General features: G+C 71.2%; 14 protein-coding genes. 10 read left to right on the forward strand and 4 right to left on the reverse strand.

Annotated features, from left to right (window positions below; genetic code table 11):
• The first annotated feature begins 131 nt into the window (after positions 1–131).
• Both ACFW16_RS22825 and ACFW16_RS22830 read left to right on the forward strand, forming a co-directional pair.
• Positions 132–1,100: a small ribosomal subunit Rsm22 family protein gene (locus tag ACFW16_RS22825; protein WP_380309303.1), complete on the forward strand. Its 969-nt coding sequence runs from the start codon at positions 132–134 to the stop codon at positions 1,098–1,100.
• Positions 1,101–1,224: 124 nt separating this feature from the next.
• Complete coding sequence (locus ACFW16_RS22830; RefSeq protein WP_380309305.1) at positions 1,225–1,614, forward strand: DUF6881 domain-containing protein; 390 nt, start codon at positions 1,225–1,227, stop codon at positions 1,612–1,614.
• A 12-nt stretch (positions 1,615–1,626) separates the two neighbouring features.
• Here ACFW16_RS22830 and ACFW16_RS22835 read toward each other — a convergent pair whose 3' ends face one another.
• Together ACFW16_RS22835 and ACFW16_RS22840 are read right to left on the reverse strand one after the other, a co-directional pair.
• Positions 1,627–1,938 carry a hypothetical protein gene (locus ACFW16_RS22835; RefSeq protein WP_380309307.1) on the reverse strand — a complete coding sequence of 104 codons (312 nt, stop codon included), beginning with the start codon at positions 1,936–1,938 and terminating at the stop codon, positions 1,627–1,629.
• 88 nt (positions 1,939–2,026) lie between these two features.
• Entirely contained in the window at positions 2,027–3,694 is a 1,668-nt protein-coding gene (locus ACFW16_RS22840) for an acetolactate synthase large subunit (protein ID WP_380309309.1), read from the reverse strand.
• 206 nt (positions 3,695–3,900) lie between these two features.
• On the opposite strand from ACFW16_RS22840, the gene ACFW16_RS22845 reads away from it, so the two are divergent.
• Together ACFW16_RS22845 and ACFW16_RS22850 are read left to right on the forward strand one after the other, a co-directional pair.
• Positions 3,901–5,115 carry an adenylate/guanylate cyclase domain-containing protein gene (locus ACFW16_RS22845; RefSeq protein WP_380309311.1) on the forward strand — a complete coding sequence of 405 codons (1,215 nt, stop codon included), beginning with the start codon at positions 3,901–3,903 and terminating at the stop codon, positions 5,113–5,115.
• 185 nt (positions 5,116–5,300) lie between these two features.
• Complete coding sequence (locus tag ACFW16_RS22850) at positions 5,301–6,341, forward strand: zinc-dependent alcohol dehydrogenase family protein (protein ID WP_380309313.1); 1,041 nt, start codon at positions 5,301–5,303, stop codon at positions 6,339–6,341.
• Between the two features lie 76 nt (positions 6,342–6,417).
• Here the strand turns inward: ACFW16_RS22850 and ACFW16_RS22855 are convergent, their stop codons facing one another.
• Positions 6,418–7,050 (reverse strand): LysE family translocator, encoded by a 633-nt coding sequence (locus tag ACFW16_RS22855; RefSeq protein WP_380309315.1) that lies wholly within the window; start codon positions 7,048–7,050, stop codon positions 6,418–6,420.
• Between ACFW16_RS22855 and ACFW16_RS22860 the strand changes: the two genes are divergently transcribed.
• Positions 7,049–7,834 carry a hypothetical protein gene (locus ACFW16_RS22860; protein WP_380309316.1) on the forward strand — a complete coding sequence of 262 codons (786 nt, stop codon included), beginning with the start codon at positions 7,049–7,051 and terminating at the stop codon, positions 7,832–7,834. The two genes, ACFW16_RS22855 and ACFW16_RS22860, sit on opposite strands and share 2 nt — an antisense overlap.
• 220 nt (positions 7,835–8,054) lie before the next feature.
• On the opposite strand, the gene ACFW16_RS22865 is transcribed toward ACFW16_RS22860, so the two are convergent.
• Complete coding sequence (locus ACFW16_RS22865) at positions 8,055–8,525, reverse strand: helix-turn-helix domain-containing protein (protein ID WP_380309318.1); 471 nt, start codon at positions 8,523–8,525, stop codon at positions 8,055–8,057.
• 79 nt (positions 8,526–8,604) lie between these two features.
• Here ACFW16_RS22865 and ACFW16_RS22870 point away from each other — a divergent pair, with 79 nt between their 5' ends.
• From ACFW16_RS22870 to ACFW16_RS22890, 5 genes are all read left to right on the forward strand, one after another.
• Positions 8,605–10,941: a heavy metal translocating P-type ATPase gene (locus ACFW16_RS22870; RefSeq protein ID WP_380309320.1), complete on the forward strand. Its 2,337-nt coding sequence runs from the start codon at positions 8,605–8,607 to the stop codon at positions 10,939–10,941.
• A gap of 119 nt (positions 10,942–11,060) precedes the next feature.
• The gene (gene lysM, locus ACFW16_RS22875) at positions 11,061–11,492 is read left to right on the forward strand and encodes a peptidoglycan-binding protein LysM (protein WP_380309322.1); all 432 of its coding nucleotides are present in this window, start codon (positions 11,061–11,063) and stop codon (positions 11,490–11,492) included.
• Positions 11,493–11,620: 128 nt separating this feature from the next.
• Positions 11,621–13,153 (forward strand): alkaline phosphatase family protein, encoded by a 1,533-nt coding sequence (locus tag ACFW16_RS22880; protein WP_380309324.1) that lies wholly within the window; start codon positions 11,621–11,623, stop codon positions 13,151–13,153.
• Positions 13,150–13,899: an HAD family hydrolase gene (locus tag ACFW16_RS22885; protein ID WP_380309326.1), complete on the forward strand. Its 750-nt coding sequence runs from the start codon at positions 13,150–13,152 to the stop codon at positions 13,897–13,899. The genes ACFW16_RS22880 and ACFW16_RS22885 overlap by 4 nt, the downstream gene beginning before the upstream one ends.
• Before the next feature lie 51 nt (positions 13,900–13,950).
• Positions 13,951–14,781 carry an amidohydrolase family protein gene (locus ACFW16_RS22890; RefSeq protein ID WP_380309445.1) on the forward strand — a complete coding sequence of 277 codons (831 nt, stop codon included), beginning with the start codon at positions 13,951–13,953 and terminating at the stop codon, positions 14,779–14,781.
• Positions 14,782–14,796: the final 15 nt, after the last annotated feature.

The raw sequence follows: 14,796 nt of genomic DNA on the forward strand, positions 1-14,796 counted from the left end.
CTCGATGCCCTCCGGCCGCCGCATCCTGGTCGTCGACGCCGACACCGCCGGCGCCGAATCACTGCTCCCCCCTACCCCCCTCCCGCGGGGGGAGGGGGGACTCGTGGGGTTTGCGCCCAGAGGCCTGACTCATGGAGCTGCCGGCCGCCTTGCGGACCGCGGTCGACCGGGCGCTGGAGGGCGTCGCCCTGGCCGAGCTGTCGGCCGCGGCATCGCGGCTGTCGCAGCGCTACCGGGCGGAGCTGCGCGACGGTCGCTTCCATGTCGCGGACGACCGGGCGGTCCAGGCCTATCTCGCCACCCGGCTGCCCGCCACCTACGCGGCGGTCCGCGCCTGCCTCGAGGCGGTGGCGGAGCGTCGGCCGGACTTCGCCCCCGCCAGCCTGCTCGACGCCGGCGCCGGGCCGGGCACCGCGCTCTGGGCCGCTGCCGACACCTGGCCGGACCTCGCCGCCGCCACCCTGCTGGAGGGCAGCGCCGCCTTCCGCGACTGGGGCGCCCGGCTGGCCGGGGAGGCGCTGCCGCCGGCCGAATGGCGCGCCGCCGACCTGACGAAGCCGTTGCCGGATCTGCCGGCGCACGACCTCGTCATCCTGTCCTATGTGCTGGACGAGCTGGCGCCCGACCGGCGCGGCGCCCTGGTCGACGGGCTCTGGGCCGCGACCGGCGGCGTGCTGCTGATCGTCGAGCCCGGCACTCCGGCCGGGTACCGCCGCATCCTCGACGCCCGCGACCGCCTGATCGCGTCCGGCGGCCATGTCGTGGCGCCGTGCCCGCACGATCGCGCCTGTCCGCTGGTCGACCCCGACTGGTGCCATTTCGCCCGGCGCGTCGCCCGCTCCCGCCTGCACCGCCAGGCCAAGGGCGGCGAGGTGCCGTGGGAGGACGAGAAGTTCGCCTATGTCGCGGTGTCCCGCCGCCCGGCCGCACCGATCACGGGCCGCGTCATCGCCCCGCCCCGCGGCGCCGGCTCGCGCATCGACCTGCGCCTCTGCGCGCCGGAGGGGCTGGTCGAGCGCACCGTGACCAAGCGCGACGGGGCGCTGCTGAAGACCGCGCGCCGGCTGAAATGGGGCGATGCGCTGGAGGCTGAACCGTAGGTTGGGTTCGCCTCGGCGAACCCAACATGCTGCGGCCCGAACCGATGTTGGGTTCGCGTTCGCGAACCCAACCTACGTGTCCAAAAAACGGTATGATACGGCGGTAGATCCGAGGGAGATCCGCTTGGAATACATTCAGGTTCGGTGGCTTCACAGTTTCCCAAATGAGCCGGTGCTGCTCATCAGCGAGCTCGACGAGGCCCGACGGGAAACCCGGAAGATCGAGATCTTTCCGGACGGCTCCATAGGGTACGCCGATAACCGAGTGGAGCACGGAGGCACCCGGTTGGGTCTGGTTCCTGTCCCGTCGATCGCGAAAATTGCCGCCGACCCCGAGTTCGTTCCGGAAGAAGTCACCCGCGAGGAGTTCGAGGAAGTCTGGAGCCTGCGCATATTCGCCGAACGCGCGGCGCGGGCGGACATCCCCAAGGCGCTGGAGATCCTCAAGCGCGCCGGTGTCGGCAATCCTCCGGCGAAGGGCGATGCCTTGCCCCGTGGGCGGAAACACCAATAGCCCGCCCGCCTACTACCGGCTGTCCTCCACGCGCAGCAGCTCGACCGTCGGCGGCGAGGCCAGGACCTCGCTGAAGGCGTGCATCCAGCGGCCCGTCTCCTCGTCGTCGCCGACGCCGCGCTCGCGGAACTGGTCGAACTGGTCCAGGCTGGTCAGCTCCACCTCGAACTGCAGCGCCGCCCCGCCCTGGCCGCGGGTCAGCGGCACCAGCAGCCGGGCCTTGAGCCGGTTGCGCCGCGCGGCCTCGACCTCGCGGTGGATGAAGTCGATCGCGCTCTGGCGGTTGATCGGCTGAACGTCGTACGAGAAGCGGGCGATATACATGCCGTTCCCTCCTGGGCGTCGCTGGGGCGGTCCTATGGGGACAACACCCCGGCTCCCGACTTCGGCTCACCGCCATTTTCACCGCGCCTCAATCGGCTTCCACCGCCGAGGCGTGGGAGCGCAGCTCCTCGATGAAGACGCGGCTGTTCTCGGTGTAGTCGATCGGCACGCTGACCAGGTGCACGCCGCCCTGGTTGAAGGCCCGCTCCAAGGTCGGCGCGAAATCCTCGGCGGATTCGACCTTCCAGCCGGTGGCGCCGTATGCCTTGGCATAGGTCACGAAATCCGGGTTGCCGAAGGTCAGGCCCCAATCGGCGAAGCCCTGCGCCTCCTGCTTCCAGCGGATCATGCCGTAGGCGTTGTCGACCAGGATCACCACGACCAGGTTCAGCTTCAGCCGGATCGCCGTCTCCAGCTCCTGCGAGTTCATCATGAAGCCGCCGTCGCCGCACACCGCCATCACCCGGCGGTCCGGATGCAGCATCGCCGCCACCATGGCCGAGGGCAGGCCGGCGCCCATGGTCGCCAGCGCGTTGTCCAGGAGGATGGTGTTGGCGATGTGGGTGCGGTAGCTGCGGGCGAACCAGATCTTGTACATGCCGTTGTCGAGGGCGACGACGCCGTCCTCCGGCATCACCGCGCGCACGTCGTGGACGATGCGCTGCGGCAGCAGCGGGAACCTGTCGCTCGTCCCGTCCGCCGACACCTTCTCCAGGATCTTGCGGCGCAGCTCGGCGAAGGCCTCGGCCGCGGTCGGGTGCGGCCCGCCGAATTCCTCGGCGATGCGGGCCAGCGAGGCGCCGATGTCGCCCACCACCTCATGGTCCGGGAAATACACCTCGGCGATGTCGGCCGGCTGGTAGCCGACATGGATCACGGTCTGCCCCGCCTGCTCCATGATGAAGGGCGGCTTCTCCACCACGTCGTGGCCGATCGCCAGGATCAGGTCGGCGCTCGTCACCGCGTCGTGCAGATAGTCGCCCTCGGACAAAGCGGCGGTGCCGATATAGAGGCCGGAATTGCCGTCGACCGCGCCCTTGCCCATCTGCGTGTTGAAGAACGGGATGTTCATCCGGCGCACGAAGTCGGACAGCGCCGGCACCAGGTGGCGGCGGTTGCCGGCGGCGCCGATCATCACCAGCGGGCGCTCGGCCGCGCGCAGCATCTCCGCCGCGGTGGCGACGGCCTCGTCATTGCCCACCGGCAGCTCCAGCGGGTGCAGCGGCACCGGCCCCAGCCCGTCGGGCGCCGGAAAGGCGGCGATGTCCTCCGGCAGCTCCAGATGCACCGGGCCCGGCCGCTCCTCCTGGGCGATGCGGAAGGCGTTGCGCACCAGGGTCGGGATCGCGCCGGTGCTGACGATCTGGCGCGAGAACTTGGTCAGGGGCCGCATGGTGGCGACGATGTCGACGATCTGGAACTGCGCCTGCCGGCTTTTCAGGATCGGCTTCTGCCCGGTGATCATCACCATCGGCATGGCGCCCAGCAGGGCATAGGCCGCGCCGGTGGTCAGGTTGAGCGCGCCGGGGCCGAGCGTGGTCAGGCACACGCCGGCCTTGCCGGTCAGCCGGCCATAGGTCGCGGCCATGAAGGCGGCCGACTGCTCGTGCCGGGTGACGATCAGCTCGATGCCCGAGCGGCGGAGCGATTCGACGATGTCGAGATTCTCCTCGCCGGGCACGCCGAAGACGCGGTCCACGCCCTCATTGACCAGGGCCTCGACGAGAAGGTCGGAGCCGGTCCGCTGCGCAGCCATGGTGGTCCTCTCTTGCTGGACGGTGCGAAATCGGCGACAGGATAGGCTGCAAGCCGCGCCGATGACATGACCTCGCTGCAGGGCAGACGGACAGCTCGCGCACGGGCGGCATGGCCGCGGCGGTGGCCATGGCCGCCCGGCAATGCGATGCTGTCCGCGCCAAGCGCCGCATTGACCGCGCCCCGCCGAAGGGTTCTTCTCCCGACATGCAAGACGGATTGCCGCCGGACTGGGACTGCCGACCGATCGCCGAACGGCATCGCGCCGGGCTGCAGGCGCTCGGCCTCTGGCTGGTCGAGGCGACGCGGCGGCCGGTGCCGCTGAAGGGCCTGTTCCCGGGGTTCTGCGAACGGGTGGCCGAGACCATCGCCCCGGCCCGGCGGATCCATCTCGGGCTCGAGGTGCTGCATCCCGAGATCAGCGGCACCGCGCTGGTCTGGAGCGACGAGGTCATCGAGTTCGGGGAGCGCGCCCGGCAGGGAATCCTGCAGAGCCCGGGCTATCTCAACAGCCCGACCAAGATCGTCGACGACACCGAGCGGCCGTATCGCCGGCGGCTCGATGCCGATGTCGGCGACATGCCGCTGCTGCAGGAGCTGCAGCAGCTCGGCTCCACCGACTACTTCATCACGCCGCTGCCCTTCCTCGACACCAGCCGCACCCGCTTCCTGTCCTTCGCCACGCGGCAGCCGGGCGGCTTCGACGACGACGAGCTGAAGGCGCTCGACACCGCGGCCCGGCTGTTCAGCCCCTATGCCGAGCGCCAGGTGTGGAAGCGCATCGCGCTCGACCTGCTCGACACCTATGTCGGCGCCCGCACCAGCCAGCGCATCGTCGAGGGCCAGATCGAGCGCGGCGAGGTCGACTGGATCGAGGCGGCGATCTGGCTGGCCGACATGCGCGCCTTTACCCGGCGCAGCGAGACCAACGCCATCCGTGACGTGGTGGCGATGCTGAACGGCTGGTTCGGCGACATGGGCGTGGCGATCGAGGGCCAGGGCGGCGAGATCCTGAAGTTCATCGGCGACGCGGTGCTGGCGATCTTCCCGGTGACGGCGGAGACCGACCGCGGCACCGCCTGCGCCGCCGCCCTGGCCGCGGCCGAGGCCTTCTGCGCCAAGGTCGACGCCACCAATGCCGAGCTTGGCCTCGTCGGGCTGGACGCGGTCGATTTCGGCATCGGCCTGCATCTCGGCGAGATCGCCTACGGCAATGTCGGCGCGGCGCGGCGGCTGGACTTCACCGTGATCGGCCCGGCGGTGAACCGCGCCAGCCGGCTGGAGGAGCTGACCAAGACCCTGCGCCGCCGGGTGCTGGTGTCCGAGCCGTTCCGCGACGCCTGCGGCCGCCCGCTGCTCGACCTCGGCCGCCACGTCCTGCGCGACGTCGAAGGCACGCACCGGATTTTCGGCATAGCCTGACTCGGTTCCAATGCTGTCATGCCCGGGCTTGACCCGGGCATCCAGGAAATGTCGATGCCGCTCCGGGTGGCCCCTGGATTGCCGGGTCAAGCCCGGCAATGACAGATTGAGAGAGGGCTCCGATTCCCTCACATCCTTCCAGCGTCTCCACGCGCCCTCATTCAACAGCCACAGGTCCTGCCCCGATGAAAGCCGTCGTCTTCGAACAGTTCCGCCAGGCGCCGACCGTGCAGACCGTGCCGGATCCGTCGCCCTCGCCGGAGGGCGTGGTGGTGAAGGTCGAGGCGACCGGGCTGTGCCGCAGCGACTGGCACGGCTGGATGGGGCATGACGCCGACATCGTGCTGCCGCATGTGCCCGGGCACGAGCTGGCCGGCACCATCGTCGCGGTCGGGCCGCAGGTCCGGCGCTGGCGCGAGGGCCAGCGGGTCACCGTGCCCTTCGTCGCCGGCTGCGGCCACTGCCCCGAATGCGCCAGCGGCAATCAGCAGGTCTGCGAGCGGCAGTTCCAGCCCGGCTTCACCGCCTGGGGCTCCTTCGCCGAATATGTCGCGCTCGATTTCGCCGACGCCAACCTGGTCGGGCTGCCCGACGGGTTCGACATGGCCACGGCGGCCAGCCTGGGCTGCCGCTTCGCCACCTCGTTCCGCGCCATCGTCGACCAGGGCCGGGTCCGGGGCGGGGACTGGGTCGCGGTGCATGGCTGCGGCGGCGTCGGCCTGTCGGCGATCATGATCGCCCGGGCGCTCGGCGCCAATGTCGTGGCGGTCGACCTGGCCGAGCAGAAGCTCGACCTCGCCCGCCGCCTCGGCGCCGCGGCGACGGTCAACGCGGCGACCTCGGCCAATGTCGTGCACGAGATCCGCGACCTGACCGGCGGCGGCGCCCATGTCTCGGTCGACGCGCTCGGCCATCCGGCCACCTGCATGAACTCGATCCGTTGCCTGCGCCGGCGCGGCCGCCACATCCAGATCGGGCTGATGCTGGACGACCATGCCCGCTCTCCGGTGCCGATGGACCGGGTGATCGCCTATGAGCTGGAGATCCTGGGCAGCCACGGCATGCAGGCGTTCCGCTACCAGGCGATGCTGGACATGATCGCCGCCGGCACGCTGGCCCCGCAGCAGCTGATCGGCAGCCGCATCGGCCTGGACGAGGCGGCGGTCGCGCTGACGCAGATGGACCGCTTCGACGGCACCGGCATCAGCGTCGTCACGCGGTTCTGAAAAATCCGTAGGTTGGGTTCGCCGTCGGCGAACCCAACATCGTCGGCCTGTTGGGTTCGCGGGCCGCGAACCCAACCTACAGGCGGCCCGCCCCCAGGATCAGGCGAATACCCAGCGCGCCCATGACCGAGCCGGCGGCGCGGTCGAACCAGCGCTTCCAGCGCAGATAGACGGCGCGCGGCCTGTCGGCGGAGAACACCAGGGCGACGATGGCGTACCAGCCGGCCTCGATGGCGAAGATCGCCGGCAGCAGCACGGCGAAGGTCCAGGCCGGCACCTGCGGCGGCAGGAAGGCGGCGAAGATGCTGCCATAGACGATCGCGGCCTTGGGGTTGCTCAGCTGGGTGACCGCGGCCAGGGTGAAGGACCGGCGGACGCTGCGCGGCCGGCCCTCCGCCGTCTTCGGCACCGCGATCGGCTGCGCCGCGCTGCGCCACAGGGCGAAGGCGAGCCACAGCAGGTACAGGCCGCCCAGCACCTTCAGCGTCAGATACAGCCATTCCACCTGGGCCAGGATCGCCTGCAGGCCGAACAGGCCGAGCCCGCCATAGACCACGCCGCCCACGCCCATGCCCAGCGCCGCCGCCAGCCCGTCGCGGCGCGACAGGGCGATGGCGGTGCGGGTGACGAAGACGAAGCTGGGCCCCGGGCTGGCCGCGCCGACCACGATGGCGCCGAGGATGCTGAGCAGCGGGATGGTGATGTCCATGGTGTCCTCCCTGGGCCGTCACTCTGTCGGATTCCCGGATCCGGAGCCATTCATTCTTGTCCGCCGTCCCGCCGACGTGCGGCCGGCGAGGCGCGGGACAAGATTGCAGTGGCATTATCCGCCATATTCGTTCATGATATGTTCCATGGAAATGGCGCCATCCGACTTCGCGGCGGAGGAAGCCCGGCTGGCCGATATGGACCTGGCCTGGACGCGATGGGCGCTGGGCTCGCTGGCCGAGCTGGTCGAGATCCATCTCCGCACGGCCCGGATGACGGCGACGGAGCAGTTGGCGACGCCGATTGTGCCGAACAGGCCGGATTTCGCGCTGGCGCAGGTGCGCCTGGCCCGTTCGGTTCGGCTGTCGATCGCGATGAGCCAGCGGGTCCGCGAGAATTACCAGGATCGCAAGGCCGGGAAGGCGGAGCGCACGCCGGCGGAGGAGACGGCCGCCGAAGCCGCGCCGGCCGAGGCCGCGCCGGCTGCCGGGCCGAGAGACAGCGAGCCTCGGACGGAGCCGCGCGAATCCCTGGCCGAGAGCGAATGCCTGGAGGACGCGCCCGAACCGGGCGAGGAGGCGGAGGAGCGGCGCGACCTGGACGCGGCCCTGCTGCCGCGGGACCGGGACGGCGCTACTGCCCTGGAGAGGGTCGATCGCCTGCCCGACCACCCTGCCGACGCTGCCCCCGTGGCGGCTCGGCCCGAGCCCGACTGGCCTCGTCCTTTGGATGAGCCCGACACCGGCCGGCCCGTGCCGGCTCTCCCGAAGCCGGACAGCAGTTGAACGCCACTGCGGCGCGACCGCGTAGGTTGGGTTCGCCGTCGGGCGAACCCAACATCTCACAGTCTCGCGCCTCTGTTGGGTTCGCTTGCCGCGAACCCAACCTACGAAGCCGGTTCTTTTTGCCTCTCCTCCCCGGGCTTGACCCGGGGATCACGGGAGAGGTCGGAGGCGCTTGCGCCTCCCTGTGAGGGGGGTGTCGACGCCGGCAGCCCCGCAGACCTCAGGCCGCCGTCTCGATCTCCTCGCCCGCCCCATGGTCCGGATGCAGGCAGTGGCCGTGGCTGTGGTCGGCCAGCACCTCGATCACCCGGCAATGGCCGATGGTGCCGTGGCGGCACTGCTCCACCATCCGCTCCAGCTCCACCTTCAGCGCCTCCAGCCGGGCGATGCGGGCCTGCACCGCCGCCAGCTGCTCCTGCGCGATCCGGTCGGCGGTGGCGCAGGGCTGGGCCGGGTCGTCGGCCAGGGTCAGCAGCTGGCGGATCGCGTCCAGCGGGAAGCCCAGCTCGCGGCTGTGGCGGATGAAGGCCAGCCGGTCGCTGTGCGCCCGGCCGTAGATCCGCTGGTTGCCGAGCGTCCGCGCCGCCTCCGGCATCAGCCCGATCTGCTCGTAGTAGCGGATGGTCTGGACCTTGCAGCCGGTGCGGCGGGCCAGCTCGCCGATCGGCATCGCGTCGCCGCGCGCGGACATGAATTTTCCTCTTGAAGCTACAGTCGCTGTAGCTCCCATCTTCCCCTGCGACGGATCTTTCGGCAAGGGAGTGCGTCGCATGGCAGCGGCGAATGGCGGGCAGGGCCGGACCCTGCGCTATCGGGTCGAGGGCATGGATTGCCCGAGCTGCGTCGGCAAGCTGCAGACGGCGCTGGGCCGGATCGAGGGCGTCAGCGGCGTCGAGGTCAGCTTCGCCACCGGCCTCCTGGCTCTCGGTGCGCAGGGCGCCGCCGCCAACGGCCACGCCGTGGAGGACAAGATCCGCGCCCTCGGCTTCACCCCGACCGCGATCGACGACACGGCCAAGGCGCTGACGCCGGCCGACGCGGCGCCCTGGTGGCACGAGCGCAAGGCGCAGCTGGTCGGCTTCACCGGCCTCTTGCTGGCGGCGGCCTTCGTCGCGGCGCAGATCGTCCCGGCCGAGGCCGAATGGGCCTATCTCGCCGCGGCGCTGATCGGGCTGGTGCCGGTCGCCCGCCGCGCCTTGACCCTGATCCGCTCCGGCTCGCCCTTCAGCATCGAGACGCTGATGGCGGTCGCCGCGATCGGCGCCATCGCCATCGGCGCCGCGTCGGAGGCGGCGGTGGTGGTGTTCCTGTTCGCCGTCGGCGAGCTCCTGGAGACCGTCGCCGCCGGCCGCGCCCGCCAGGGCATCAAGGCGCTGGTCTCGCTGGTGCCGCGCACCGCACAGCGCGAGACCAACGGTGTCCTGGCCACCGTCGCGGTCGACGACCTCGCCATCGGCGACATCGTGCTGGTCCGCCCCGGCGACCGGGTGCCGGCCGATGGCGCGATCGTTGACGGCGCGTCGGAGCTGGACGAGGCGCCGATCACCGGCGAATCCGTGCCGGTGGCCAAGGCGGCGGGCGACGCCGTCTATGCCGGCAGCATCAATGCCGGCGGCGTGCTGCGCCTGCGGGTGACGCGGGCGGCGGCGGACAACACCATCGCCCGGATCATCCATAGGGTCGAGGCGGCGCAGTCCAGCAAGGCGCCGACCGCCCGCTTCATCGACCGCTTCAGCGCCTGGTACACCCCGGCCGCCATGGCCGTCGCCGCGCTGGTGATCGCGGTGCCGCCCCTGTTCTTCGGCGGCGACTGGACGGTCTGGACCTATCGCGGCCTGTCGCTGCTGCTGATCGCCTGCCCCTGCGCCCTGGTGCTGTCGACCCCGGCGGCCATCGCCTCCGGCATCGCCGCCGGCACCCGCCGCGGCCTGCTGCTGAAGGGCGGCGCGGCGCTGGAGATGCTGGGCAAGGTCAAATCCGTGGCCTTTGACAAGACCGGCACGCTGACCGTCGGCCGGCCCCAGGTCACCGACATCGTGGCGCTGGAGGGCAGCGAGGCCGCGGTGCTGGCCGAGGCCGCCGCGGTCGAGAGCGGCTCCAGCCATCCGCTGGCCCGCGCCGTCCTCGAGGCCGCTGCCGCCCGCAAGCTCGCCGTTCCGGCCGTCGCCGAGGCCTCGGCCATCGCCGGCAAGGCGGTGCTGGGCCGGGTCGGCGGCGCCCTGCTGGCGGTCGGGTCGCCGCGCTATGCCGCCGAACGCGGCCCGCTGCCGGCCGGGCTGGCCGACCGGGTGGCGGCGCTGGAGGCGCAGGGCAAGACAGTGGTCGTGCTGCTGGGCGAGGCCGGCCCGCGCGGGCTGATCGCGCTGCGCGACGAGCCGCGCGAGGACGCCGCGGCGGCGGTGGCGGCGCTGCGCCGGGCCGGCGTCCAGCCGGTGATGCTGACCGGCGACAACCGCCGCCCCGCCACGGCCGTGGCCGCCACGCTCGGCATCGCGGTCGAGGCCGAGCTGCTGCCGGACGACAAGCTGGCGGCGATCGGCCGGCTGAAGGCCCAGGGGCCGGTGGCGATGGTCGGCGACGGCATCAACGACGCGCCGGCGCTGGCCGCGGCCTCGGTCGGAATCGCCATGGGCGGCGGCACCGACGTGGCGCTGGAGACGGCGGATGCGGCGCTGATGAACAACCGCGTCATCGGCGTGGCCGAGCTGATCGGCCTGTCCCGCGCCACCCTGGCCAACATCCACCAGAACATCGCCGTCGCCCTCGGGCTGAAGGCGCTGTTCCTGGCCACCACCCTGTTCGGCGCGACCTCGCTGTGGATGGCGATCCTGGCCGACACCGGGGCGACCGTGCTGGTGACGCTGAACGCGCTCAGGCTGCTGCGCCTGCTGCCCGCGGTCCGGCCGGCGGCGGCCGGCCATGGGCATGATCACGCCCAGGGGCACGACCGCGGCCAAGGCCAGGCCGCGCACGGCGAGGCCGACGATTGCTGCGCCCATGGCGCCTGCGGACCCAAGGCCGAAAGCGTCGCCTGCGGCGCGTGCCGGGCGCCGAATCCGGCCGCGGCCCGCTTCTGCAGCCGGTGCGGGCAGGCGATGGCGGCGTGACAGCGGGCGGCGGGTCTGGGAACATTGTCCCCAGCTTGCCGTTGATCCTCCGCAACCGGCCAGGGGTCGGACGGAGGCCCGTGACGGCGAGCACCAACCAGGCAACCAGGGGGTGTGCCATGGGGCTGATCAATTTCATCAAGAGTGCCGGCGAGAAGCTGTTCGGCGGCGGCGAGGCCGAGGCCGCGACGGCGGACGATTTGAAGAAGCAGATCCAGGCGCAGGGGCTCGACCCCGCCGGCGTCGACATCAAGGTCGAAGGCGACAAGGTGACGGTCGGCGGCAATGTCGCCTCCACCGAAGTGGCGGAGAAGATCGCGCTCGCGGTCGGCAACACGCCCGGCATCGCGGCCGTCGAGAACAACCTCGCCGCCGCCGCCCCGGCGCCGGAATCGAGGTTCTACACGGTCAAGAAGGGCGACACGCTGTCGGCGATCGCCAAGGCGGAGTACGGCAACGCCAACGACTATCCGAAGATCTTCGAGGCCAACAAACCGATGCTGAAGCACCCGGACAAGATCTATCCGGGCCAGGTTCTGCGCATCCCGTAGGCGACCGGACGCATCTCTCGTCAGGCCGAAGGGCCCGCGCCGCCGCCGCGCGGGCCCTTCGCTTTCCCGTGTCGCGTCGCCTGCCGTTGCGCTATCAGCATGGGAACGTTCCACGCGGAGCCGTGAGCTTGGCCAACGTCCTGTTCATCACCGCCGACCAGTGGCGCGGCGACATGCTGTCGGCAGTCGGCCATCCCTGCATCCGCACCCCGGCGCTGGACGCGCTGGCGGGCGAGGCCACGCTGTTCCGGCGCCACCATACCGTCGCCTATCCCTGCGGCCCGTCGCGCGCCTCGCTGCTGACCGGCCTCTATCCCCACATCCATCGCAGTGTGCGCAACGGCATGCCGCTCGACGCCCGCCACACGAATCTGGCGCTGGAGGCTCGGCGCGGCGGCTGGGACCCGCTGCTGTTCGGCTACACCGACACCTCGCTGGACCCGCGCGGCCGGGCGCCGGACGACCCGGCGCGCCACAGCTACGAGAGCGTGGCCCCGGGCTTCACCCCGGTGCTCGCCCTGTCCGAATCCAGCCGGGCCTGGATCGCCGACCTGCTGGCCAAGGGCTACGACGTGCCGGCGCCGGGCGAGGGGCGGGACCCGCTCTACGACCCCGATCCGGAGGCCGAGGCGGCGCCCGGCGGCTTCGGCCCGACTCGGATCCGGGCCGAGGACAGCGAGACCGCCTTCATGACCGATCAGGTGCTGCGCCATCTGGCGGTGCTGCAGGGCCGGCCCTGGTTCGTGCACCTGACCTATATCTGCCCGCACCCGCCCTTCGCCGCCCCGGCGCCCTGGCACCTGGCCTATGATCCGGCTTCGGTGCCGGCGCCTCTGCGCGGCCCGTCCGCGGCGGCGGAGGGGGCGCAGCATCCGCTCCTGGACGGGCTGCACCGGGCGGTGCGGCTCGACACGTTCCTGAACCGGGCCGAAGGGCCGGCCTCGGCGCTCGACGCCGCCGGCGTCGCCGCGGTCCGGGCCGCCTATTACGGCTTGGCGTCGGAGGTCGACCATCACCTCGGCCGGGTGTTCGAGTTCCTGAAGGCCAGCGGCCAGTGGGACGACACGCTGATCGTCTTCACCTCCGACCATGGCGAGCAGCTCGGCGACCATTACCTGTTCGGCAAGCTCGGCTATTTCGATCAGTCGGCCCACATCCCGCTGATCGTCCGCGACCCGCGGCCGGAGGCGGATTCCAGCCGCGGCCGGCAGGTCGACGACTTCACCGAATCGGTCGACATCCTGCCGACCATCCTCGGCTGGCTCGGCCTGCCGGTGCCGCGGCAGTGCGACGGCCGCTCGCTGCTGCCCTTCTGCCGGGGCGGGCGGCCGCGGGATTGGCGCGATGCGGCGCATTGGTTCTACGATTTCGGCAATGTGCGCGAGCGGGTCGGCGAGGCGCGGCTGCATTCCGACCAGTGCGGCGTCCAGGTGATCCGCGACGCCCGGCGCAAATACGTGCACTGCACCGCTTTGCCGCCCTTGTTCTTCGACCTGGAGCGCGACCCCGGCGAGTTCGAGGACCGCAGCCGCGACCCAGCCTATGCCGGGGAGATGCTGGCCTATGCCCAGAAACTGCTGTCCTGGCGCATGCGGCACGAGGACCGGACGCTGAGCCACATCACGCTCGAAGGCGGCTATTTCGAGGAAGAGGCGCGATGAGCACGGCCGACATCCGCGGCATCCTGTTCGACAAGGACGGCACGCTGATCGACTATGACGCGACCTGGCTGCCGCTGAATCGCGAGGCCGCCCTGTTCGCTGCGGCCGGCGACCCGGAGCTGGCGCTGCGGCTGCTGGAGGTCGGCGGCGCCGACCCGCACACCGGCGCGGTCCGCGCCGACAGCCTGTTCGCCGCCGGGGCGACGCCGGAGATCGCGGCCGCCTGGATCGCCGCCGGCAGCCCTTACGATCTCGACCTGCTGGTGCCGGAGATGGACCGCATCTTCCAGAGTGCGGCCACGGCCGTGATCCGGCCGACCGTCGCCGACCCGGCCGGGCTGTTCCGGCGGCTGCGCGGCCGCGGGCTGAAGCTCGGCGTGGCCTCGAGCGACGGCGAGGTCGCGATCCGCGGCACGCTGGCGATGTTCGGCCTGCTCGACCTGGTCGATTTCATCGCCGGCTATGACAGCGGCCACGGCCACAAGCCGAATCCGGGCATGGTCTACGGCTTCTGCGACGCCACCGGCCTGCCGCCCGGCGCCGTCCTCATGGTCGGCGACAACCGGCACGACATGGCGATGGGCCGCGCGGCCGGGGTCGGCCTCTGCGTCGGCGTGCTCAGCGGCACCGGCACCGCCCGGACCCTGGTCGGTCTCGCCGATCTCTGCCTGCCGGACATCGGCGGGCTGGAGCAACTTCTCGGCGGACCGCAACGGCCTGATGGCATCGACCGCCTTTTAGACTAAAGTCCGCAAAAATGCCGTTCGTGGAGGATTCACGTGCCCGGTTTTCCGATCGTGGACAGCCACGTCCATATTTATGATCCAGCCATATTGTCTTATCCGTGGATGGAGCAGGTCCCTGGCCTGAAGTCGCGCCACCTGCCGGACGTGTACGACCGGCAGCGCGACGGCGTGGCGATCGACCGCTACGTCTTCGTCGAGGTCGACGTCGCGCCGGTGCAGCGGGTGGAGGAGGCGCGCTGGGTCGATGCGCTCGCCGATCCGCGTCTCGGCGCCATCGTCGCCGCGGCGGCGGTCGAGGACGGCCAGGCGGTGCGGACCGAGCTCGACGCGCTGCATGCCGCCGCCCCGAAGCTGCGCGGCATCCGCCGGCTGATCCAGGGCGAGGCGGTGGATTTCTGCATCCGGCCCGGCTTCGTCGAAGGCGTGCGGCTCCTGTCCGAATACGACCTGTCCTTCGACCTCTGCATTTTCCATCCGCAGTTCGACGCCGCGATCGAGCTGGTGCGCCGCTGCCCGGAGATCCGCTTCGTCCTCGACCATATCGGCAAGCCGGGGATCCGGGACGGGCTCGACCGGCCCTGGCGCGACCAGATGCGGGCCCTGGCGGCGCTGCCGAACGTCTGGTGCAAGCTGTCGGGCGTGGTCACCGAAGCCGATCACGAGGGCTGGACCCGGGCCCGGATCGAGCCCTACATACGTCATACGATTGACTGCTTCGGCTTCGACCGCACCATGTTCGGCAGCGACTGGCCCGTCTGCGAGCTGGCCTCCAGCTATCGCCGCTGGGTCGACACGCTGGACGCCATCCTCGCGGATTCGTCGGAGGCGCAGCTGCGGCAGCTCTATCGCGACACCGCCATCGCCTTCTACCGGCTCGACTGAGCCCAAGACGCTGAG

The sequence above is a fragment of the Inquilinus sp. NPDC058860 genome (assembly GCF_042743185.1).
In the GTDB taxonomy this organism is placed as follows: Bacteria; Pseudomonadota; Alphaproteobacteria; order DSM-16000; family Inquilinaceae; genus Inquilinus.

What these genes read in the sequence shown, in the direction of transcription:
- ACFW16_RS22825 (WP_380309303.1), top strand. Translation starts at nt 132, where the DNA reads ATGGAGCTGCCGGCCGCCTTGCGGACCGCGGTCGACCGGGCGCTGGAG.
- ACFW16_RS22835 (WP_380309307.1), bottom strand. Translation starts at nt 1,938, where the DNA reads ATGTATATCGCCCGCTTCTCGTACGACGTTCAGCCGATCAACCGCCAG.
- ACFW16_RS22840 (WP_380309309.1), bottom strand. Translation starts at nt 3,694, where the DNA reads ATGGCTGCGCAGCGGACCGGCTCCGACCTTCTCGTCGAGGCCCTGGTC.
- ACFW16_RS22845 (WP_380309311.1), top strand. Translation starts at nt 3,901, where the DNA reads ATGCAAGACGGATTGCCGCCGGACTGGGACTGCCGACCGATCGCCGAA.
- ACFW16_RS22850 (WP_380309313.1), top strand. Translation starts at nt 5,301, where the DNA reads ATGAAAGCCGTCGTCTTCGAACAGTTCCGCCAGGCGCCGACCGTGCAG.
- ACFW16_RS22860 (WP_380309316.1), top strand. Translation starts at nt 7,049, where the DNA reads ATGGTGTCCTCCCTGGGCCGTCACTCTGTCGGATTCCCGGATCCGGAG.
- ACFW16_RS22855 (WP_380309315.1), bottom strand. Translation starts at nt 7,050, where the DNA reads ATGGACATCACCATCCCGCTGCTCAGCATCCTCGGCGCCATCGTGGTC.
- ACFW16_RS22865 (WP_380309318.1), bottom strand. Translation starts at nt 8,525, where the DNA reads ATGTCCGCGCGCGGCGACGCGATGCCGATCGGCGAGCTGGCCCGCCGC.
- ACFW16_RS22870 (WP_380309320.1), top strand. Translation starts at nt 8,605, where the DNA reads ATGGCAGCGGCGAATGGCGGGCAGGGCCGGACCCTGCGCTATCGGGTC.
- lysM (WP_380309322.1), top strand. Translation starts at nt 11,061, where the DNA reads ATGGGGCTGATCAATTTCATCAAGAGTGCCGGCGAGAAGCTGTTCGGC.
- ACFW16_RS22885 (WP_380309326.1), top strand. Translation starts at nt 13,150, where the DNA reads ATGAGCACGGCCGACATCCGCGGCATCCTGTTCGACAAGGACGGCACG.